Source organism: Prevotella sp. oral taxon 475, from assembly GCF_018127805.1.
Taxonomy (GTDB): domain Bacteria; phylum Bacteroidota; class Bacteroidia; order Bacteroidales; family Bacteroidaceae; genus Prevotella.
In genome coordinates, this window is sequence record NZ_CP072334.1 from 557,721 (window position 1) to 579,372 (window position 21,652).

The 21,652-nt window shown below is 51.0% G+C and carries 14 protein-coding genes; all 14 read left to right on the plus strand.

The features are described from left to right. The first annotated feature begins 26 nt into the window (after positions 1-26). The 14 genes from J5A66_RS02140 to J5A66_RS02205 all read left to right on the plus strand — a co-directional run bounded on the left by J5A66_RS02140 (position 27) and on the right by J5A66_RS02205 (position 21,488). On the plus strand, positions 27-1,484 hold the full coding sequence (locus J5A66_RS02140) for a sodium:solute symporter (protein WP_211790831.1): 1,458 nt from the start codon (positions 27-29) through the stop codon (positions 1,482-1,484). 95 nt (positions 1,485-1,579) lie between these two features. Continuing rightward, positions 1,580-4,345 (plus strand): xanthan lyase, encoded by a 2,766-nt coding sequence (locus tag J5A66_RS02145; protein ID WP_211790832.1) that lies wholly within the window; start codon positions 1,580-1,582, stop codon positions 4,343-4,345. A gap of 184 nt (positions 4,346-4,529) precedes the next feature. Further along, a complete protein-coding gene (locus J5A66_RS02150) occupies positions 4,530-5,942 on the plus strand; it encodes a glycosyltransferase family A protein (protein ID WP_211790833.1) in 1,413 nt (470 codons plus the stop codon). Positions 5,943-6,181: 239 nt separating this feature from the next. Beyond that, a complete protein-coding gene (locus J5A66_RS02155; RefSeq protein ID WP_211790834.1) occupies positions 6,182-7,546 on the plus strand; it encodes an MFS transporter in 1,365 nt (454 codons plus the stop codon). After that, positions 7,536-8,786: an exo-beta-N-acetylmuramidase NamZ domain-containing protein gene (locus tag J5A66_RS02160; protein ID WP_211790835.1), complete on the plus strand. Its 1,251-nt coding sequence runs from the start codon at positions 7,536-7,538 to the stop codon at positions 8,784-8,786. The genes J5A66_RS02155 and J5A66_RS02160 overlap by 11 nt, the downstream gene beginning before the upstream one ends. 17 nt (positions 8,787-8,803) lie before the next feature. After that, positions 8,804-10,003, plus strand: coding sequence for an acyltransferase family protein (locus tag J5A66_RS02165; protein WP_211790836.1), 1,200 nt, complete (start codon positions 8,804-8,806; stop codon positions 10,001-10,003). A 240-nt stretch (positions 10,004-10,243) separates the two neighbouring features. Continuing rightward, the gene (locus tag J5A66_RS02170; RefSeq protein ID WP_211790837.1) at positions 10,244-11,083 is read left to right on the plus strand and encodes an ATPase; all 840 of its coding nucleotides are present in this window, start codon (positions 10,244-10,246) and stop codon (positions 11,081-11,083) included. A gap of 202 nt (positions 11,084-11,285) precedes the next feature. Next, a complete protein-coding gene (gene murQ / locus J5A66_RS02175) occupies positions 11,286-12,107 on the plus strand; it encodes an N-acetylmuramic acid 6-phosphate etherase (RefSeq protein ID WP_009236512.1) in 822 nt (273 codons plus the stop codon). Positions 12,108-12,127: 20 nt separating this feature from the next. Further along, the gene (locus tag J5A66_RS02180) at positions 12,128-13,981 is read left to right on the plus strand and encodes a serine hydrolase (RefSeq protein WP_211790838.1); all 1,854 of its coding nucleotides are present in this window, start codon (positions 12,128-12,130) and stop codon (positions 13,979-13,981) included. Positions 13,982-14,472: 491 nt separating this feature from the next. After that, positions 14,473-17,442, plus strand: coding sequence for a TonB-dependent receptor (locus J5A66_RS02185; RefSeq protein WP_211790839.1), 2,970 nt, complete (start codon positions 14,473-14,475; stop codon positions 17,440-17,442). A 30-nt stretch (positions 17,443-17,472) separates the two neighbouring features. Next, positions 17,473-17,874: a hypothetical protein gene (locus J5A66_RS02190; protein ID WP_211790840.1), complete on the plus strand. Its 402-nt coding sequence runs from the start codon at positions 17,473-17,475 to the stop codon at positions 17,872-17,874. Positions 17,875-17,904: 30 nt separating this feature from the next. Continuing rightward, positions 17,905-18,414, plus strand: coding sequence for a T9SS type A sorting domain-containing protein (locus tag J5A66_RS02195; protein WP_211790841.1), 510 nt, complete (start codon positions 17,905-17,907; stop codon positions 18,412-18,414). A 53-nt stretch (positions 18,415-18,467) separates the two neighbouring features. Continuing rightward, positions 18,468-19,589, plus strand: a complete 1,122-nt coding sequence (locus J5A66_RS02200; protein WP_211790842.1) for a DUF4876 domain-containing protein — start codon at positions 18,468-18,470, stop codon at positions 19,587-19,589. A gap of 276 nt (positions 19,590-19,865) precedes the next feature. After that, a complete protein-coding gene (locus J5A66_RS02205; RefSeq protein WP_249110005.1) occupies positions 19,866-21,488 on the plus strand; it encodes a DUF6850 family outer membrane beta-barrel protein in 1,623 nt (540 codons plus the stop codon). Positions 21,489-21,652 lie beyond the last annotated feature (164 nt).

Sequence of the window (21,652 nt, forward strand, 5' to 3'; positions counted from 1 at the left end):
TTGTTACATCTTTTATCTCCTTCTATATGACACCAATAACCATCCTAGCAACCGTGTTAGCCTATTTCGCCGTTTTGTTCCTTGTTTCGAGCATCGCCCGACGCAATGTGGATAATGCCGCTTTCTTCACTGGTAGTCGCCAAAGCAAGTGGTACATGGTGGCTTTTGCCATGATTGGGGCCAGCATCTCAGGCGTAACGTACGTTTCTGTACCAGGTATGGTGTCGCAAAGTGGCTTTGGCTACCTGCAATTGGTATTGGGATTTATCGCTGGTCAGCTTATCGTGGCCTTCGTTCTCACACCGTTGTTCTATCGTTTGCAGCTCACTTCGGTTTACGAATACCTGCGTAACCGTTTTGGACAGCAAGCTTACCACACGGGAGCATGGTTCTTCTTCATCTCGAAGATGCTTGGAGCGGCCGTTCGTCTTTTCCTCGTATGCTTCACTTTACAGCTTCTGGCTTTCGGTCCATTGGGCATCCCCTTCTGGGTTAACGTGGCCTTGTCTGTAGGTTGCGTGTGGTTTTACACCCATAAGGGTGGCGTTAAGTCGGTAATTTGGGCCGACCTGATAAAGACCACCTGTCTTATCGTGTCGGTGGCACTGTGCATTTGGTTCATCGCGGACGATTTACAGCTGTCGTTCGGCGGCGTGGTGAGTCACATTAGCCAAAGCGACATGAGCCGCATGTTCTTCTTCGACGACGTTAACAACAAGCAATTCTTCTTCAAACAGTTCTTTGCCGGCATCTTCACCACCATCGCCATGACCGGTTTAGACCAAGATATGATGCAGCGCAACCTAAGTTGTCGCAACAGTCGCGAGTCTCAAAAGAACATGGTGATTAGCATTCTGCTGCAATTCATCGTGGTTGCGGCCTTCCTGATGTTAGGTGTGCTGCTCTACGAAGAGGCTGCACGCCACGGCGTAACGGCTACAGGCGACCAGCTTTTCCCCACCATCGCCACAGGAGGCTTGCTTCCGGGCGTTGTTGGCGTGCTGTTCATCGTTGGTTTGTCAGCTTCGGCCTATAATGCAGCAGGCTCGGCGCTCACCGCACTCACCACTTCGTTCACCGTAGACATACTCGGGGCTGGCAAACGCAGCGAAAGCGAAGTTACCCGAATGCGAAAACGGGTGCACATAGGCATGGCCGTAGTGATGGGCTTGTCTATTATCGTGTTCAATGTGCTGAACAACACCAGCGTGGTAGATGCCGTTTACACCCTAGCCAGCTACACCTACGGACCTATATTGGGCCTCTTCGCCTTTGGCATACTTGTAAAGCGACCTGTGCGCGACCGCTGGATACCCCTTGTGGCCTTGGCTTCGCCCCTGCTCTGTTGGGTGCTCGACCGCCATTCAGAGGCCTGGTTCAACGGCTATCATTTCAGTTACGAGTTGTTGATACTCAACGCCCTGTTCACCTTCGTGGGTCTTTGCCTGCTCATCAAGCGAGGCGAGGCCGCTCAAAAAATATAGCAAAAGATGGTTAGAAGCAACTGTCAACAGTATTGGTTCTATCAAATCCATCAGCCACATCAGTTCCATCAAGTCACATCAGAAAGGAGATAAAGATGTTTAGACGCAACATATCAATCGTAGCCCTTTGCCTTGCTGCCCTCTCTACATGGGCGCAGCAGGTAGCTCCAACGACCTTTGCACCCCGCTGCGACCAGCCGTTGGTAACCAACATGTCGGTTCCCACTACGCCCACACAGGGCCTTTCGGGCAGACACATCGCCGTTTGGCATAGTCATGGCCGATATTATGAGCGCACACTAGACCGCTGGGAGTGGCAGCGCGCACGTCTATTGCAAACCGTAGAAGACCTCTACACGCAGAGTTACGTGCTGCCTTTCCTCGTGCCCATGCTCGAAAATGCAGGCGCAAACGTGCTTGTGCCGCGCGAAAGAGATTGGAATACGAATGAAGTGGTGGTAGACAACGATGCCAACACACTGTCGCCACACACCATATATAAAGAGCGCAACGGCCAACAGGCATGGCAACAGGGACAGGGTGAAGGTTTTGCCTACCGCCATAAGGTGTACACCAACTTTCAAAATCCCTTCCGCGATGGTACGTTTCGCAGCGTGCAATCGATAAAGAAGGGGCAAGAGAGCCTTGCCGAATGGGTGCCCAACGTGCCAAAGACTGGCGAATATGCCGTTTATGTATCGTATAAAACCGTGCCTGGAAGCACCTCCACGGCCCATTACACGGTGCATCACCAAGGTGGAGAAAGTCATTTCCGCGTGAACCAACAGATGGGTGGCGGAACATGGATTTACCTCGGCAAGTTTGTTTTTGACGAGAAAGCAGGCCAACAGCATCGTGTTAGCCTAAGCAACAACACGGGAAAAGTGGGCGAATTGGTGACGGCCGACGGTGTGAAGTTTGGTGGTGGCATGGGTAATATCGGTAGGCCCGACATTAGCGGCTATCCTCGCTTCACCGAGGCAGCACGCTATTGGCTGCAATGGGCTGGCGTGCCAGACTGTGTTTACTCTGCTTCGCGTGGCGAGAACGACTACACCGACGACTATAAAAGTCGTGGAATGTGGGTCAACTGGCTTGCAGGCGGGTCGGAATGTTACCCCGATGGACAGGGACTTAACGTGCCCATCGACCTCTCTTTAGCCTTCCACAGTGATGCCGGAACCACCAAAGACGACCGCACCATCGGTACATTAGGCATCTATTACAGCCAATCTTACGACAGCGTGTTTGCCAATGGCGCCTCGCGACATCTCTGCAAAGACCTTACCGAGAGCGTACAAAACAGCATATTAAACGACATTCGCGCACTATACGAACCCCTTTGGAACAGTCGTGGCAGTCGCGACGCCTCGTATTTCGAAGCTCGCACACCCCGCGTTCCCGCTATGTTGCTCGAATTACTTTCGCATCAAAACTTCGCCGACATGCGTTATGGCCTCGACCCGCGCTTCCGTTTCACCGTAAGTAGGGCCATCTATAAGGGCATGTTACGCTTTATCTGCGCCCAAAGGGGACAAACACCCGTGGTTGCACCACTGCCCGTAGACCATCTTTCGGCATCGCTTAAAGGCACCGATCAGGTGGAACTGACGTGGAAAGCCGTGGCCGACACACTCGAACCCACGGCTATGCCCGACCGATACATTGTTTATACCCGTCTGGGTAACGGCGCATTCGACAACGGCAAGGTGGTAAAACGCAACCGCTATGTGGCTCGCATACCCTCCGACGTGGTGTGCAGCTTCCGCGTTGAGGCGGTGAACAAGGGCGGAAAGAGCTTCCCCTCCGAAACAATGGCTGTGGCACGATGCTCGGCCTGCATGGGTAAAAAGGCCTTGGTGGTAAATGGTTTCGACCGTGTTTCTGCCCCAGCCGACTTCGTTGCGCCTGCTCCTGCCGACACATTGTATGCTGGATTCCTCGATCACATCGACCACGGCGTGCCTTATCTGCAAGACATCAGCTACACAGGAAGCCAAAAAGAGTTTAACCGAAGCCTGCCTTGGCTCGACGACGACTCGGGTGGATATGGCGATAGCTATGGAAACGAAGAGACGAAGGTGATTGCCGGAAACACGTTCGACTATCCCGCACTACACGGCGAGGCCATCTTGAAGGCGGGTTTGAGCTTCGAATCGTGTGCCAACGAGTGCCTCGACAAGGCGAAAGACGGATACGCCTTTGTTGATTATATACTAGGTAAGCAATGCCAAACCAAGATGGGACGTGGCAATGTGCACCCCTTGATGTTTAAGACCTTCGATGCGAAGGTGCAAAAAACATTGGCGGAGTATGCCCAACGTGGCGTTCACCTGTTTGTTTCGGGTGCATACGTGGCCAGCGACCTTTGGTGCAACCCCTTGGCTAAGCCCTTAGAGAGCGACCAACGTTTTGCTGCCGAGGTGCTGAAATATAAGTGGCGCAACTCGCGCGCTGCCCTCACAGGAAGCGTTCGCATGGTGCGCTCACCACTAGAACTGGGTGTGGGCGAGATGAACTACGCCAACACGCTGAACTCGGAACAATATATAGTGGAGTCGCCTGATGCCCTCGAGGCGGCCGACTCAACGGGATATACCGTGATGCGCTATCCCGAGAACAACCTCAGTGCAGCCGTTGCCTCGCAAGGCAGCTATAAGACGTTCGTCATGGGCTTCCCCTTCGAGAGCATCACACAGGCCTTCTGTCGCGAGAAACTGATGAAAACCATCGTCGATTTCTTTATGCGCCAGCCCCACGAAGACATTACGCACGACTCGAAACAGGATGAGAAAAAGGCCAGACACATCACTTCGTTTACCGGAGAGGTGAAAAGTGTAAACCCGCCAACGAAGAAATAAGGCGTGGTCAGTAACAAAATATCATTAAAATGTAATGCAGGGATGGGAAAATAGGCTTGAAAGGCTGAATAAGGTGAGAAGGTGAAAAAATGCCTAACATCATCTATGCATTTGGCTTAACTCCTTAACTCCATAACTCCTTAACTCCTCAAAACAACTCATAAACTTATAAACTCATAACGATATGAAGAAAATAACTTGTTTCGTACCTTATATAGACGAGGCTCAGGCTGGTAAAACATTGTCGGCCTTGCGTGCTTCACAGTTGGTAGACAAGGTTGTTTGCCTTGACCAACCTGTGTTTAAGTCGGAAACCATCCGTCGAATAGCCGCCGAGAGCAATGCCGATTACGCCTTGGTTTATACCAAGAGCACCACGCTAGAACTGGGATACATGGCCCTAGAACGCCTTTTGCAGATTGCACAAGACACCGATGCAGGCCTAGTTTACGCCGATCATTACCAAGTAAAGGGTAACGAACAGGTTAAAGCGCCCGTTATCGACTATCAAAAGGGTTCGTTAAGAGATGATTTCGACTTTGGTTCGGTGCTCTTCTTCAATGCTGCCGCCCTCAAAGAAAGCGTGCAACGCATGACAGACACCTACCAACACGCTGGTCTTTACGACCTACGGTTGAAGCTCAGTCAACGCTACTCGCTGGTACACGCGAACGAATACTTGTACAGCGAGGTAGAGGAAGACAACAGAAAGAGCGGCGAAAAGCAGTTTGATTATGTTGACCCACGCAACCGCGACCGCCAAATTGAGATGGAAAAGGCATGCACTCAACACCTGAAAGAGATTGGAGGATACCTCGAACCTCACTTCAAAGACATCGACTTCAACCAAGGTGAGTTCGAAGTAGAGGCATCGGTAATTATCCCCGTTCGTAATAGGGTGGCCACTGTTGGTGCCGCCATCGAGTCGGTATTGAAACAACAGACCAAGTTTAAGTTCAACCTCATCGTCATCGACAATCATAGCACCGACGGAACAACCGAAGCCATCGACGCGTTTAAGGCCGACGGGCGCGTGGTGCACCTTGTTCCCGAACGCAACGACCTTGGCATTGGCGGCTGTTGGAACTATGGCGTGAACTCCGCTCACTGTGGAAAGTTCGCCGTTCAGCTAGACAGTGACGACCTATATAAGGACGAACATACGTTGCAAACTATCGTCGACGCCTTCTATGAGCAAAAGTGCGCCATGGTGATAGGTTCATATATGATGACCGATTTCGACCTGAACGAACTTCCCCCTGGCGTTATCGACCACAAAGAGTGGACGCCCGACAACGGCCGAAACAACGCCTTGCGCATCAACGGACTGGGTGCTCCCCGCGCTTTCTATACTCCTGTGTTGCGAGCTATTGGCTTACCCAACACCAGTTATGGTGAAGACTACGCCATGGGACTAAACATTTCGCGCCATTATCAAATTGGACGCATCTACGATGTACTTTACCTGTGTCGCCGTTGGGGTGGAAACTCTGATGCTGCATTGAGCATCGAGAAGGTAAATGCCAACAACCTGTACAAGGATAGGATAAGAACGTGGGAGTTGGAAGCACGTATTGCGGCCAACAAACAACGCTAAAAAAGACAATAATAGGTACTAAGATAAAAAGAATGACAGGAAAACATCCTTGCATTAATCCGCCTGCCGTCTTCACAAAGAGGGCAGGACGGATAGCAAGGTAAAAGATGTGGTCCGCAAATTAAGCGCCTAACCACAAGTTTGGTCTTTCAAATCGCAAGTACCAACACCTCTCGACGCAACCGAAAATTTGCGTAGACAAAGTAGCGAAAGCAATATAACGAAGCAATATCAGCAAAATGAAGAATGTAACAAAGAACATAAACCCATGGCTATGGATACCCACGCTCTACTTTGCAGAGGGTATTCCTTACTTCATAGTCAACAATATCTCGGTGATTTTGTTCACTCGCATGGGTGTGCCCAATGGCGAGATGGCCCTCTTCACCAGTCTTATTTACTTCCCCTGGGTGATTAAGCCCCTGTGGAGTCCCTTTGTAGACATCCTACGCACTAAACGTTGGTGGATTGTCATGATGCAAATTGTGATGAGTATAGCCTTCATCTTGCTCACGTTCTCCATTCCGCATCCCTCGCCCGACGTTATTTCGGCTACCGCTACACCTGTTAGCCTCTTCACTTTCACGCTGATACTCTTCGTTATAACCGCCTTTGCCTCGGCCACACACGACATAGCGGCCGACGGTTTCTACATGCTTGCCCTCAACCAACAGCAACAATCCTTCTTCGTTGGCATTCGAAGCACCTTCTATCGACTATCGTCCATCTTCGGGCAAGGCGTATTGGTGTATGTTGCAGGCGTGTTAGAAACCCGAACGGGCAACATTCCATGGGCTTGGACCATCACCATGGCCATCACGGCCGTGATGTTTAGCGGCATCACCATCTATCACACGTTCTTTGTTCCGCGTGCCAAAGAAGACGCAGAGAAAGATGCTGAAAACCCCACGGACAAGGAAACGCAGAAACGAAGCACAGCCGAGGAAATATTCGACGAGTTCGCACGCACGTTCAGTCTTTACTTCAAGAAGCCTGGTGTGTTGCTCGCCATCGTCTTTATGCTACTCTATCGCTTGCCCGAAGCGTTCTTGCTCAAGATGGTTAGCCCCTTCTTGCTAGACAAGCGGGTCAATGGCGGACTGGCATTAAGTACCGAGGACGTTGGCTTTGTTTATGGAACCATTGGCGTTATCTTCCTCACCGTGGGCGGAATTATTGGTGGCATGGCCGCTTCTCGTTGGGGATTGAAGAAGAGTCTTTGGCCAATGGCTGCCTGCATGACGCTGCCTTGCTTCACCTTTGTGTACCTAAGCATGGCCATGCCCACCAATTTGGTGGTTATTAGCGTATGTGTTGCCATCGAACAGTTTGGCTATGGCTTCGGCTTCACAGCCTACATGCTCTACATGATGTACTTTGCAGAAGGCGAATTTAAGACTGCCCACTATGCCATCTGCACCGCTTTCATGGCTGCAAGTATGATGATTCCTGGCATGGTGGCGGGATATCTGCAAGAGCTATTGGGCTACGAACACTTCTTTTGGATGGTTATCATCTGCTGTATTGCCACTGTGGGCGTTACGCTAACGATTAAAGTAGACCCCGAATATGGACGTAAACGCATAACGAAAAATGAAAAATAAAACCCTCCTTACCATCGTCCTAGCGCTCGCAGCTATGTTTGTCCACACCCAAATGTGGGCAAAGAAAACGGTGCTAACGGGTATCGACGTGCTTACGCAACAGAAATTCAAATGCTTGCAGGGCAAACGCGTGGGATTGATAACCAACCCCACAGGCGTAAATGCCAACCTCGTATCTACCGTCGATGTGCTGAAAGCCGCCCCGGGTGTAAACCTCGTGGCCCTGTATGGTCCTGAACATGGTGTACGTGGCGACATCCATGCGGGCGATAAGATAGAAACGGCGCGCGATGCAAAGACAGGATTGCCCGTGTTTTCGCTCTACGGCAAAACACGGAAACCAACACCCGAGATGCTAAAAGACGTTGATGTGCTGGTGTACGACATTCAAGACATCGGTTGTCGTTCGTTTACCTTCATCAGCACCATGGGTCTGGCCATGGAAGCAGCGGCCGAAAACGATAAGGAATTTGTGGTATTAGACCGCCCAAACCCACTTGGCGGACTGAAAATAGAGGGAAATATCACCGACGACGACTGCATATCGTTCGTCAGTCAGTTTAAGATACCTTATATATATGGACTAACTTGCGGCGAATTGGCACGTATGCTCAACGATGAAGGCATGATCAAAGGTGGCGTTCGCTGCAAACTGACGGTGGTAAAGATGAAAAACTGGAAGCGAACGATGGGCTATGCCGACACGGGTTTGCAATGGATTGCCTCGTCGCCACATATCCCACAGGCCGTAACCTCCTATTACTACCCCACAAGTGGCATTCTTGGTGAACTGGGGTATCTGTCTATCGGCGTGGGATATACCATCCCTTTCCAAATGTTTGCAGCACCTTGGATAGATGCCGTGCAGCTTGCCGACGCCATGAACGCCCATCAACTTCCCGGCGTTACCTTCCGTCCCATCTACCTCAAGCCCTTTTACAGCGTGGGTAAGGGCGAACTGTTGCAGGGCGTACAGATGCACATCACCGACTTCCAACGCGTTGAGCTAACGCCCATGCAGTTTGTTTTCATCGAAGAAGTGGCGCGCCTATATCCCAAGCACGCTGTTTTGGCGCACGCCGACGTTAAGCGCTTCGACATGTTCGACAAGGTGTCGGGATCTAAACAAGTGCGCATCAAGATGGCTATGCACAACCGTTGGGCCGACCTCAAACCTTTCTGGGATAAGGATGTGGCCCAATTCCGCACGCTTTCAAAGAAATATTATCTATATAAATAACCCCAAACACCCGACCTATGGAAAAGAATAAGACCACTAGTAGGATTTTATCCATCGACATTTTGCGTGGTTTGACCATCGCGGGCATGATAACCGTGAACAATCCAGGCAGTTGGAGTTACATGTATGCACCGCTCGAGCATGCCGAATGGAACGGTCTGACACCCACCGACCTCGTTTTTCCCTTCTTCATGTGCGTGATGGGGATGTGCATCTACATCGCCATGAGCAAGTTTAACTTTGCTTGCAACCGTGCCACCGTGTACAAGATATTAAAACGTATGGTGCTAATCTACCTCGTAGGTTTGGCCATTGGTTGGTTCGCCAAGTTCTGCTACCGCTGGAATAATCCACAAGAGGGGGCCGATTTCTTCTCCCAACTGTGGTACATGGTATGGTCGTTCGACAAAATTCGCTTAACGGGTGTACTGGCAAGACTCGCCGTTTGCTATGGCATAACGGCGTTGTTGGCCATCACCGTGCGGCATAAGCATCTGCCCTACATTGTTGGCGGACTGTTGGTAGCCTATTTTGTGATATTGATGGCAGGCAACGGGTTCGCCTACGACGAAACAAATATCCTCTCGATTGTAGACCGCGCAGTGCTTACCGATGCCCACATGTATCACGACAACGGCATCGATCCCGAAGGTTTGCTGAGCACCCTACCCTCGATAGCTCACACCCTGTTGGGCTTTATCATTGGCGGCATGCTCTTCCGCAAAGCTGACGCAGGCGTGCAACAACTCGACGCACGTGCCAATATCACCCTAACCAAGGTTGTTCCCCTTTTCGTTGTGGGCACATCGTTGCTATTTGCAGGCTATTTGCTTAGCTATGGTTGCCCCATCAACAAGAAAGTGTGGTCGCCCACCTTCGTATTGGTAACCTGCGGACTAGCCTCCATGCTCTTAGCCCTATTTACTTGGATTATCGACGTTAAGGGCAAAAAGAAGTGGAGCAAGTTCTTCGAAGTGTTTGGCGTTAATCCGCTCTTCCTATTTGTGCTGAGCGACTTCTTCGCCATTGTCTTCGGCGCATTCACCTTCCCCGTAGGTGAAAAACAGATGAATGTCATTGGCTTCGTCTACTCGCAGCTGTTATCGCCCATCTTCGGCCAATACGGTGGTTCGTTGGTCTATTCGCTGCTCTTTATCGCCCTCAATTGGGTTATTGGTTATCAACTATATAAGAAGAAAATATACATTAAGTTGTGAGAATTTGAATTTTGACGTTTTTGAGTTTTGAAGTTCATGAGTTGTGGACAAATTGTTTTAGACCAACCAAAATAATTACCCTATCATCAACTAGAATAAAAAGCAACTTAAAACTCACAAACCCAAGCATTCATCAACTCAAAAACTCGAAAGCCATTGGCTTAACTCCTTAAACGCCATAATCCCTTAACTCCCAAGACAGAATCAGTAAACTTGTAAACTAAAAAAACTCATAAACTCATGCAATATATTCTCATTGCCGACAGTGGCTCTACTAAAACAGACTGGTGTGTAGTGCAAAACGGACAGCAACAGGGCCGATATGAAACCAAGGGAATGAACCCTTTCTTTCAGACACAGGTCCAAATGGAAGAGGAGATACGCCAAAACCTCTTACCCCAACTGCCCAACGAACAGCCCACAGCAGTGTTTTTCTATGGTGCAGGATGCACGCCCGAGAAGTCGCCATTGGTGAAAGAGAGTCTCGAACGCTGCTTTCCTGGCGCAACCACCATTGAGGTCAACTCCGACCTCTTGGCTGCCGCCCGTTCCCTTTGCGGTTACCAGCCTGGCATCGCCTGCATTCTGGGCACAGGTTCAAACTCGTGTTTCTACGATGGTAAGGGTATTTCGTTCAACGTTCCCGCATTAGGCTTCATCCTAGGCGATGAAGGTAGCGGTGCCAACCTTGGCAAAAGGCTCGTAGGCGACATACTTAAAAACCAATTCCCAGGTGACTTAAAGACGGCGTTCTTTGAAGAATTCGACACCAGTATGGCAGATATCATCGACCGTGTTTACCGTCAACCCTTCCCAAGTAGGTTCCTTGCAGGCTTCAGTCCGTTCCTTTCGCGCCATCGCGAGCATCCAGCAGTACACCAATTGTTGGTTAACGCCTTCAAATCGTTTATTCGCCGAAACGTGATGCAGTACGATTACAACAAGCACACCATGAACTGTATTGGCTCTATTGCCGACGTTTACCGCAACGAAGTGGCTGAAGCAGCACAGATTTTGGGCGTTACCTTGGGGCAGATAAAGAAAAGCCCGATGGAGGGATTGGTAACTTATCACTCATAATCCCAACCATCGCCCCTCTCTCCAAAGGTGGAGAGAAGAAGTATTCAGTGCAACCACATAATGTGGCCACAAAGCAAACAAACACAGCAAGCAAAGCTATCATAAGTAAATAAATATAGAATACAAAGCCATCACACAGCATATCGATCCCCTCTACCCTTTGAGAGGGGCGAACGGGGTGAGGCTTCACATCTATTACATTATGTCATTCACAAAGATAACCGAGCAGCCGTCGCTCTATAACAACCTCGAAACAAAGACGGCAGAAGAACTTCTGAGAGACATCAACACCGAAGACCGAAAGGTGGCAGAGGCTGTTGAGAAGACCATTCCACAAGTGGCGAAGCTCGTAGAACTAATTGTGCCCCGCATGAAACGCGGTGGACGCATCTTTTATATGGGTGCAGGAACAAGCGGAAGATTGGGCGTGCTAGACGCTAGCGAGCTTCCCCCAACCTTCGGCGTACCCAAAACGCTGGTCATCGGCCTTATCGCAGGTGGCGACACGGCGCTTCGCAATGCCGTTGAAAATGCCGAAGACGATGAGGAACGCGGATGGGACGAGCTCACCGAGTTTAACATTAACGAGAAAGACACCGTTATTGGCATTGCCGCTTCGGGTACAACGCCCTACGTGGTGGGTGCTCTTCGATGCGCAAGAGAGCATGGAATACTCACCGCTTGCATCACTAGCAACCCCGATTCGCCTATGGCAGCCGAGTCGGATGTGGCTATCGAGATGGTTGTAGGTCCCGAATACGTTACGGGAAGCTCGCGAATGAAGTCGGGAACGGGTCAAAAGATGATTCTCAACATGATTTCAACCGCCGTGATGATACAGCTTGGTCGCGTTAAAGGCAACAAGATGGTGAACATGCAGCTTAGCAACAAGAAACTGGTTGACCGTGGAACGCGCATGCTCGTTGAGATGCTTGGTTTGGAATACGGCAAAGCCAAGAACCTACTTTTGCTCCATGGGTCGGTAGAAAAGGCCTTGGAAGAATACAAACGCCCTCACGAATAACCCCCAAACGCAAATAAACGATGTTCAGGATTTTGTTTTCGGCTCTCTGTGCTTTTGCCCTTAACGCCTCGGCTAACAACATTCCCACGGCTTCACCCGAAGAAGTGGGCATGAGTTTGGCACGTCTGCGCGCTGCCGACGAAGTTATTCTGCGCGCCATTCGCGACCATCGCACACCTGGTGCAGTGCTTGCTGTGGTGCGCCGCGGAAAAATGGCCTACCTTAAAGCCTATGGCAATAGGCAAACCTACCCCACCACGCAACCCATGACCACCCAAACGGTGTTCGACATGGCATCGTGTACCAAGCCCATGGCTACGGCCATAGCGGCCATGTTACTAGTAGAGCGGGGTAAGCTGCGCCTTTCCGACCCCGTTAGCACTTATCTGCCCGAGTTTAAAAACTGGCATGGCGAGGGTAAAGACAGTGTAACGATACGCGTGGAAGACCTGCTGACACACACTTCAGGACTACCGCCTTACGCCCCGGTAAAGACATTGGCCGAGGCCAACGGCAAGCCCAACCCCGCCAAACTGATGGCATACATCGCACGCTGCAAACGCGATTTTAAGCCACATACCGACATGCAGTACAGCTGCCTGAACTATATCACCCTGCAAAACATCGTTGAACGCATCACGGGACAATCGCTCCGCACCTTCGCTGCCAACAATATCTTCATCCCATTGGGTATGAAGCACACCGATTTCTTGCCCTGCGCACCCGACAAAAGCGGTAAGCTGGCCAACACATCACAGCCTCGCTGGGTGACCAACGGCGAACAAGCAAGCCTCACGCCCATAGCTCCCACCGAGCGACAACCCAACGGAACGGTGAAACAAGGTCAGGTACACGACCCCTTGGCATGCACACTTAATGGTGGCGTGTCGGGTAATGCGGGCCTATTTTCCTCTGCCGAAGACGTGGCTACGCTTTGCGCCATGCTCCAAAACGGAGGTGAATGGGGCGGAAAACGCATCCTTAGTCCGCTAACGGTGAAGGCCATGCGCTCTATTCCACAAAATTTCAACAGCTTTGGGCGTAGCCTTGGCTGGGATGTAAGTTCGGCATACGCCTCCAATCAAGGCGATTTGCTTAGCGACGAAGCCTACGGACATACGGGCTACACAGGCACATCGATCGTTATCGACCCTGTTAACGACCTCTCCATCATCTTACTTTGCAACAGCGTTCACCCCGTAGACACCACCAATGTGATACGTCTGCGCGCCCAAGTGGCCAATGCCGTGGCCGCAAGCATCACCAACGAGGCTGCCGCTTTCCCTGGTTATTACTACGCTAGGATGCGTACTTTCGAGGCCGAACCACCCATCCGCTCTACCGATATTGTGATGTTGGGCAACAGCCTTACCGAAGGTGGTCGCGATTGGGCAGAAAAATTGGGCAAGCCCAACGTGCGCAATCGTGGCATTAGTGGTGATGTGGCGATGGGTATTGATGCTCGTCTGTTCCAAATTACGCCCCACAAACCTGCTAAAATATTCTTACTCGTCGGCATTAACGATGTAAGCCACGACCTCACCGTAGACAGCATCGTTACCAATATACGTTTGCTGGTAGACCATATACACGCCCAATCACCCAAAACTAAATTGGTGTTACAAAGCCTTCTACCCATACGCGAGAGCACAGGGCGATGGAAACGCCTGCAAGGCAAAACCGACATGATACCCCAAATCAATGCGCGCCTCGAAGCGTTGGCACGCGAAAAGGGGCTCACTTTCATCAATCTCTTCCCCCACTTCACCGAACCAGGCACCAATGTGCTACGTTCCGAGCTAACCTACGATGGGCTGCACCTCAGCAAGGCAGGCTACGACGTATGGGTGAAGTTGTTGAAACCCCATCTATAAAGAAGGTTCGGCGCAAAAGACAACCGCTCTTCCCATCCGCTTCGTTCAATGTTGCTCTATGAGAAAAGCTCCTATGCCTTGTCATTCCCAAGCGATGACAAGGCATTTTTTGTCATTGGGTTGAACGAAAATCCTCAATAACTTTTGTGCAAGCTACCGTGTAACGATGGATGGGTTAACCCTAACTCACATCTGTGATCATGTATAGAAAATCGTTTCAGTCATATCGGTTTTGCCTGTCTGGAGAGACGGGTTCGCAAAAGCTAAGCTTTCGCATGCCCATCTCTTAGCTTTTGCAGGGCGTTTTCTTAGCTTTTGCACCCTAAAAGCTAAGAGATGGGAAACTGGAGCGTATTTTTGCTCCCCGTCGAGCTTATAGACAGGCTGCGATAGGACTGTTAGCAGGAGGAAATATAACCATTTTTAGGTATTGCTTTGTGTCGGTTGAATGACTAACTTTGCACACATATTGTATTGTTGGGGAAAACAGCATGTTTAGAATCCACCTCATCATCCTGTTGTTCTTCGGGATGACCACTTCAGTATTGGCTCAAGGCGTCACCCTTTCGGGTGTAGTAACATCGCAGAAAGACGGGCAAGCGATAGAGTTTGCCACGGTGTTGCTGAAAGAAAGCGGACTTTGGGGTGTGTCAGACCGCAAAGGGCGATTCACGATCAAAAACGTGCCGACGGGCAAGACTACGCTCACGGTACGGTGTTTGGGCTTTGCCACGCGTCAACTCACCGTTGTCGCGGGCGAGAACACGGGTTCTGTGCCCATCCGTTTGGATGAAGACAATCTCAAACTCAATGAAGTGGAAGTGGTGGCCACCCGTAAACGCGATGAGGCCACAACCTCTTACACCATCGACCGCATGGCGTTGGACAACCGGCAGGTGCTCAATCTGGGCGACATCATGAGTCTGTTGCCGGGCGGGAAAACCTGGAATAGCACGTTGATGGACAACAGTCGCATCGCCCTGCGCAGCGATGGAGGCGAGAAAGGTAACGCCTCCTTCGGCACAGCGATAGAGGTAGACGGCGTAAGACTGAACAACAACGCCACACCGGGCGAGACCTTGGGGGCCGGAACGCGCACCGTGGGTACGTCGAACATCGAAAGCGTGGAGGTGGTCACGGGCATCCCGTCGGTAGAATACGGCGATTTGAGCAACGGTATCGTCAAGGTGAATACACGACGGGGCAAGTCGCCTTTCGTGGTGGAGGGCAAACTGAGCCAGCACACACGGCAAATAGCCTTGAACAAAGGCTTCGACTTAGGGCGAAACGCGGGACTTCTCAATCTGTCTCTCGAGCATGCACGATCGTTTTCAGACGTCGCCTCGCCCCATACGGCCTACCAACGCAACGCTTTCTCGCTGCACTACATGAACGTTTTCCTACGCACGGGGATGCCGTTGACGCTCAACGTCGGACTGACGGGCAACGTGGGGGGATATAATTCGAAAGCAGACCCCGACCAAAACCTGGAGAGCTATGAGAAAAGACGCGACAATGCCTGGAGCGGGAATCTGTCGTTGGAATGGTTGCTGAATAGGAAATGGTTGACAAGTCTTTCGCTCAAAGCCTCTCTTTCGTATGCAGACCGCTTCTACGAAGACTATTCGCACACGAGCAGTGCTTCCACTCAGGCTTATATTCACACCTTGGAGGAGGGCTATTTCGTCGCGGCCGACTACGATAAAAATCCCACGTCGAACATCATTCTCGGGCCCACGGGCTACTGGTATGTACGCAGTTTCAACGACTCTAAGCCTCTTAGCTACGACCTCAAGCTAAAGGCCGATTGGACCAAACGCTTCGGCAGAGTGATGAGCAAGGCCCTTCTCGGGGCCGATTTCTCGGGAAGCAACAACCACGGACAGGGCACTTACTATGAGCATCCACGCTATACGCCCACGTGGAGACCCTTTCGATACAGCGATCAGCCTACAATGAACAACCTGGGGCTCTACGTTGAAGAGAAGATCGGCGTGCCTGTGGTGGCCGGTTCCACCTTTGAAATAACGGCAGGACTGCGCAACGATCTCACCTTCATCAGCGGTTCGGCTTATGGAACGGCATCGACGCTCTCGCCACGCACCAACGCTCGCTATATCTTTTGGCAGGGAAGACAGGCTTGGATCAGCGATCTGAGTCTGCATGCAGGGTGGGGCAAGTCGGTGAAATTGCCCTCTTTCCAAGTGCTTTACCCCACAACCAGTTATCAAGATCGGCTCGCTTTTACGCCGGGAAGCACCGCTGCCAACAAGGCTTACTATGCCTATCACACCCATCCGTCGAAAGCCGTGTACAATCCCGACCTCAAATGGCAATCTACTCATCAAGTGGACGTGGGCTTCGAAGCCCGAGTGCGCGGCACACGCATCAACGTTTCGGCTTTCTATCACAAAACGTTCAACCCCTATATGGCCACCGTTGTCTACACGCCCTACAGCTATAAATACACCTCTCAGGCCGCTTTAGAGAGGATAGGCATCCCTTCGGCCCACCGGAAATATAGCATCGACCGGCAGACGGGCATCGTTACGGTGACCGATGTCACAGGTGCCAAACCGCCGGTGCAGCTCGATTACAAGGTGCGCAACAGCTATTTGGTGAATCGGAAGTACGAAAACGGATCGCCCACAGAGCGTTACGGCTTGGAATGGATGGTGGATTTCACACCCATTAAGGCCCTTCGCACGTCGTTAAGACTGGATGGCAATTGTTATTTCTACAAGGGATTAGACGAGAAACTCTTTGCCGACATGCCTGCAGGAGTAGGTTCTACGATGAGTAATGGGCAACCTTACAGTTACATCGGCTATTATCGAGGTAGCAGTAACACCTCTACCGCCAACACGGCAAGTGCCTCTGTGAGCAACGGAAGCCTCTCTCGACAGGTCAATCTCAATGCCACCGTCACCACACACATCCCCCGAATCAGGATGATTGTTTCGCTAAGGGTGGAGAGTTCGCTGTATCAGTACAATCGTTCGCTGAGCGAACTGCGGCACGGAACTCGCGGATATGCCGTCGAAAAGGGCGAAGACTTCTTCGGAAAACCCTATACCCGCGATGTGAGAGATCGCTTTGTGGTGGTCTATCCCGAGTATTATGCCACCTGGGATGCCCCCGATCGACTGATACCTTTTGCCGAAAAGTTTGCTTGGGCAAAAGAGAACGACCGGCGATTGTACAACGACCTGGCCCGATTGGTAGTGCGTTCGAACTATGCTTATATGATGAATCCCAACCGGGTATCGAGTTATTGCGCTGCCACCATCAGTGCCACGAAAGAGATTGGCGACCATATCTCGGTGTCGTTCTATGCCAATAACTTCTGGGACACCCAGCAAAAGGTGCGCTCTTCACAAACGGGACTGGAGACATCTCTCTATGGCAGCGGTTATGTTCCATCGTTTTACTATGGTCTTTCGCTACGATTGAAACTCTGATTCCAACCCCTTGAAACCTCAAAAAGAAAGATGACACATCGTTATATATATAATAAGGTATACCCTCTCTTGCTTTTGGGCCTGCTCTTACTGCCAGTAGGCACCGCGTGCAGCTATGAAGAGCAGATGGAAACCTGTCCGGTGAGTGTGGCGTTGGTGTATCCGGCCAACACCATCGAGCCCTATCGCGGTGCAAGAGTGGAACTGAAAGACGCCACGGCCTCGATTTTTGTCGACTCGACCGATGCCTATGGGGTGGCACATTTCCGCGTTCCGCCCGGCATTTACGAGACAACGAGTTCGTCGACGCTCATCACCACCGATTGGAAATACTTCTTCAACGGGGTGAAAAGCATGATCATCATCTCGCCCGATAGCACCAATCGATTGCGATTGGAGCTGAGAATGTCGAAGAAAAGAATTGTTCATTAACGAAAATAGAAACCATCAAACCCAATGATTATGAAGAAAATTGTATGTTTAACGCTGGCCTTTGCTGCCCTTTTGCTACTTCCCCGTGCAGCGTATGCCGAGGAAGAAGGCACCATTGAGGTGTCTTACCTTGTGGTTGTAGGGAGCGGAGGTAGTCAAACGGAGTTGGCTTTGGGTGACAATCCCATGCTTTCGTTCAAAAACGATAGCGTCATTGTGACCTGCAACAGCAAGGAAATTATGTTCAATCTGTCTGAAGTGACCGACTATCACTTCATCACCAAAAAGGTGACAACGGGCATCAGCCACACGCCGAGCTTGTCCGACGCCACGGCCGAGCCTACTTTTACCCCCGATGATGCCACTTTCTCGGGATTGAAAGCGGGTACCCGAATTCTCGTTTTTACGACAAACGGACAGCTCGTGACCACCATCCAGGCCGCAGAAGACGGTACGGCAAAGGTGAATCTTTCTCATCTGCCACGGGGTATCTACATCTTACGTGCACCCGGAAAGAGCTTTAAAATACTGAATCGATAACAAAATCCATCGCCTCTCTCTACAGGGAAGAGGCTAAAAAACGAAAAATAACGATGAAAAAATTTCTACTTTCTCTGCTCACCGCCACCGTTTTTGCCACTGGCAGTTGGGCACAAACCTGGAATATGGTTGTTACTCGTGAAGACGGAACCCAGGAAGTCATTCCCACCACGAAGGTGAAGAGCGTGAGTTTTCAGCTCCCCGACCAAAACGCCGACCAGCTCATCATCAAAGAAATCTACTGTGGCGGTTGCCCATTGGATGAAGGCGACGGCTATTTTCAGAAAGACAAAGGTTTTATTATCTATAACAACAGTTCGAAAGTCGTTGTAGCCAACAACTTAGCGGTAGCCATCGTCTCGCCGTTTAACTCCTATATCAAGACTAACAATTGGTATGTGGGGGGTAAACTCTCCTATGCCGACCAGCAATACATACCTGCCATTCATGGTATCTGGTGGTTTCAGTCGGCTTTGATTGTGCAACCTTATTCGCAAGTGGTAGTGAGCTGTCAGGGTAGTGTAGACAACACACAGACCTACAGCAAGTCTGTCAACTACGCCAACAAAGACTATTACGCCATGTACGACCCCGAAAGCGGCTATGATGGCGAAAGCTGGTATCCCTCCCCTTCCGAATTGATCTCCACTTCGCATTACCTCAAAGCCAAAAGGATAGGACTGGGTATCGCATGGCCCTTGAGCGTAGGAGCACCCGGTCTGATTCTGTTCCATACAAAGGATGTGAAGCCGGCCGAGTTTGCCAATAACGTGGCCAATGTGATCTATCCTCCGGGTGCAAAACAGACGGAAGTGAACGCTTGCTTCAAAATTCCCACCTCTTGGATTATCGATGGTGTGGAAGTGTATTCTACCCCTTCTAAGAGCCAAAACAAAAAACGTCTCACCTCGGAGATTGATGGTGGGGCAGTGTATCTCACCCCACAGAAAGGCCATACCCTTTATCGCAACGTCGACAAGACGGCTACAGAGGCTCTGCCAGAGAACGCAGGAAAACTGGTTTACACCTATACGATGGGCGTGACCACGGGAGATCCTAACAACATCGATGCCGAAGCCTCCATCAAAAAAGGAGCACACATCGTGTATATGGACACCAATAATTCTACCGACGACTTCCACGAGCGCAAAGAATTCTCTATTCGCGGCAAGTGAAAAGGCAGACCCCGGGAGAATCTCTCCCGAGGATGGCTTAACGGAAGACAAACGACTGATCATCAGACGTTTACAAAACCAATGGTAAAAGCTTAGCTTTTACGACCTAAAAGCTAAGAAAACGGACTGCAAAAGCTTAGAAAATGCAATGCAAAAGCTTAGCTTTTACCATCCTACCTTTCAACGGGCAGTAGGCGGACGAGGAGAGATCTTACGCTCTCTCGTCCCGCCCATCTGTCCTATTCCTGCACATTCCACTCCCCTCACACCTCAAAAATGACATTCCCAGCGAGCAAATACCTTCTGCAAGCGGCACTCTTGATGATGCCGGGCTTACTTTTGGCAAAGGGACGAGACGGCGCACAGGCGGCGTATCGCGATTTCAGGTTGATTCAACAATCCGATGCATGGCTTACATCGGTCAATGCCGCCGGGCTCACCGCCTATCAATGGCGAAACATCTCCACGGCACAGGTGGATTGGAAGCTCAGCCAGGGCGACCTGGTCGACTATTTTCAGTCGGCCCACACGGTGCAGGCGGGAGCGCAGGTCGAGTCGTTCTATCGGCTGAACGCCCGTAGCGTGCTCTACGGAAAGATGAGCTACGACAACTTCTCGGGACGAAACATGGTGGGTTCGGCTTTTATCGACCCCACACGAAAGCCGTTCGACCTCTCTGAAGACTCGCTCACCAACAGCGGAAAGAAACATCGCGACACCTATCGCTTGGTGGGTGCTTTCGGCATCGACCTCTGGCGCGGACTCGCTTTTGGAGCAAAGGTCGACTATACAGCGGCCAACTATGCCAAATACAAAGACCTGCGGCATCGCAACACGCTGATGGACATGAAGTTCTCTGTGGGCATCACCGCCCCCGTGGGTCGGTTGTTGCGCCTCGGGGCCAACTATTTTTATCGGCGAAGCACCGAGAGTCTGCGGTTCACCACGTATGGAAAAAGCGAAAAACCCTATCAGTCGCTCATCGATTATGCCGCCTTTATGGGCGAGGTGGAACAGCTGGGCAATTACGGTTTCACCGATCAAACCACCACACAACCCCTTGTAGACGAGTATAACGGCGGGGCTTTGCAGGTGGCTTTGCAAGCGGACCGGATGTCGTTTTTCAACAGTCTACAGGTCGTTCGCCGTCACGGCCATTACGGAAGAAACTCTCCCTATTCCATTCTTTACACCCATCACCGGGCCAACCTCTATGAATACCGCGGCGTTCTCTCACTGCACCGGGGGCACAACCTGCACCAACTGGCCCTGAATATCGACATCGAGAATCTCGAAAACCACAAAAACACCTACCGTAGTATGCTGAACGAGGCAGGGTCTACCTACTATGCCTACTACGATGCTGTGAAAATGGCCAACAAGGTTTGGACAGAAGGCAGTTTGATTTACACCGCTTTCCTGGGCATTTGCGCGGAAAGATCCGTCTGGACGCTACAGGCCGGCATACGGTTCATGCAGCGAAAGCAAACCGCCTACCGATACCCTTACTTCCGGCGGCAGGACATCCGCCACACAGAACCCTTCGTTTCGGTGGAACGAAACATTCCGGTCGGCACGTCGTTGCTCACGACTACCGTGGGGCTTGCCGCACTTTGGGGCAGCGGAGAGCCCTTTGTAGATGGCACTTTTGCCACGCCCTCCAATAAACAAAGTCCTCCACCAACGATGGATGCTTATCTTTATCGCAACTATCACTGCCTCACCGCCCGGCAACAGGCTCTGTATGCCGCTCTGAAATATAGCTTCGTGGTGCCGGGTACGCTGTTTCCCGTCTATGCAAAGGCAGACTTCCATTGGCGACACACCCCACAATCCTCCCCTCTCCTGAACAATCAGCATCGCTCTCGCTTGCTCTTGGCCGTGGGATGCATCTTCTAAGGTAGAGCTGTTCTATAAAATAGACCTATCGATAGGCATTCTCAAAAACTTTTTTCGTAACTTTGTGCCTTGTTAGAAAACGCACTTTAAGGAACGAAAAAAGAACCTGTCGCCAAGGCTCTAACGGCTTTTTGGCGCACCAATCCGTAAATAAAACGAATCGC

What these genes read in the sequence shown, in the direction of transcription:
- J5A66_RS02140 (WP_211790831.1), top strand. Translation starts at nt 27, where the DNA reads ATGACACCAATAACCATCCTAGCAACCGTGTTAGCCTATTTCGCCGTT.
- J5A66_RS02145 (WP_211790832.1), top strand. Translation starts at nt 1,580, where the DNA reads ATGTTTAGACGCAACATATCAATCGTAGCCCTTTGCCTTGCTGCCCTC.
- J5A66_RS02150 (WP_211790833.1), top strand. Translation starts at nt 4,530, where the DNA reads ATGAAGAAAATAACTTGTTTCGTACCTTATATAGACGAGGCTCAGGCT.
- J5A66_RS02155 (WP_211790834.1), top strand. Translation starts at nt 6,182, where the DNA reads ATGAAGAATGTAACAAAGAACATAAACCCATGGCTATGGATACCCACG.
- J5A66_RS02160 (WP_211790835.1), top strand. Translation starts at nt 7,536, where the DNA reads ATGAAAAATAAAACCCTCCTTACCATCGTCCTAGCGCTCGCAGCTATG.
- J5A66_RS02165 (WP_211790836.1), top strand. Translation starts at nt 8,804, where the DNA reads ATGGAAAAGAATAAGACCACTAGTAGGATTTTATCCATCGACATTTTG.
- J5A66_RS02170 (WP_211790837.1), top strand. Translation starts at nt 10,244, where the DNA reads ATGCAATATATTCTCATTGCCGACAGTGGCTCTACTAAAACAGACTGG.
- murQ (WP_009236512.1), top strand. Translation starts at nt 11,286, where the DNA reads ATGTCATTCACAAAGATAACCGAGCAGCCGTCGCTCTATAACAACCTC.
- J5A66_RS02180 (WP_211790838.1), top strand. Translation starts at nt 12,128, where the DNA reads ATGTTCAGGATTTTGTTTTCGGCTCTCTGTGCTTTTGCCCTTAACGCC.
- J5A66_RS02185 (WP_211790839.1), top strand. Translation starts at nt 14,473, where the DNA reads ATGTTTAGAATCCACCTCATCATCCTGTTGTTCTTCGGGATGACCACT.
- J5A66_RS02190 (WP_211790840.1), top strand. Translation starts at nt 17,473, where the DNA reads ATGACACATCGTTATATATATAATAAGGTATACCCTCTCTTGCTTTTG.
- J5A66_RS02195 (WP_211790841.1), top strand. Translation starts at nt 17,905, where the DNA reads ATGAAGAAAATTGTATGTTTAACGCTGGCCTTTGCTGCCCTTTTGCTA.
- J5A66_RS02200 (WP_211790842.1), top strand. Translation starts at nt 18,468, where the DNA reads ATGAAAAAATTTCTACTTTCTCTGCTCACCGCCACCGTTTTTGCCACT.
- J5A66_RS02205 (WP_249110005.1), top strand. Translation starts at nt 19,866, where the DNA reads ATGACATTCCCAGCGAGCAAATACCTTCTGCAAGCGGCACTCTTGATG.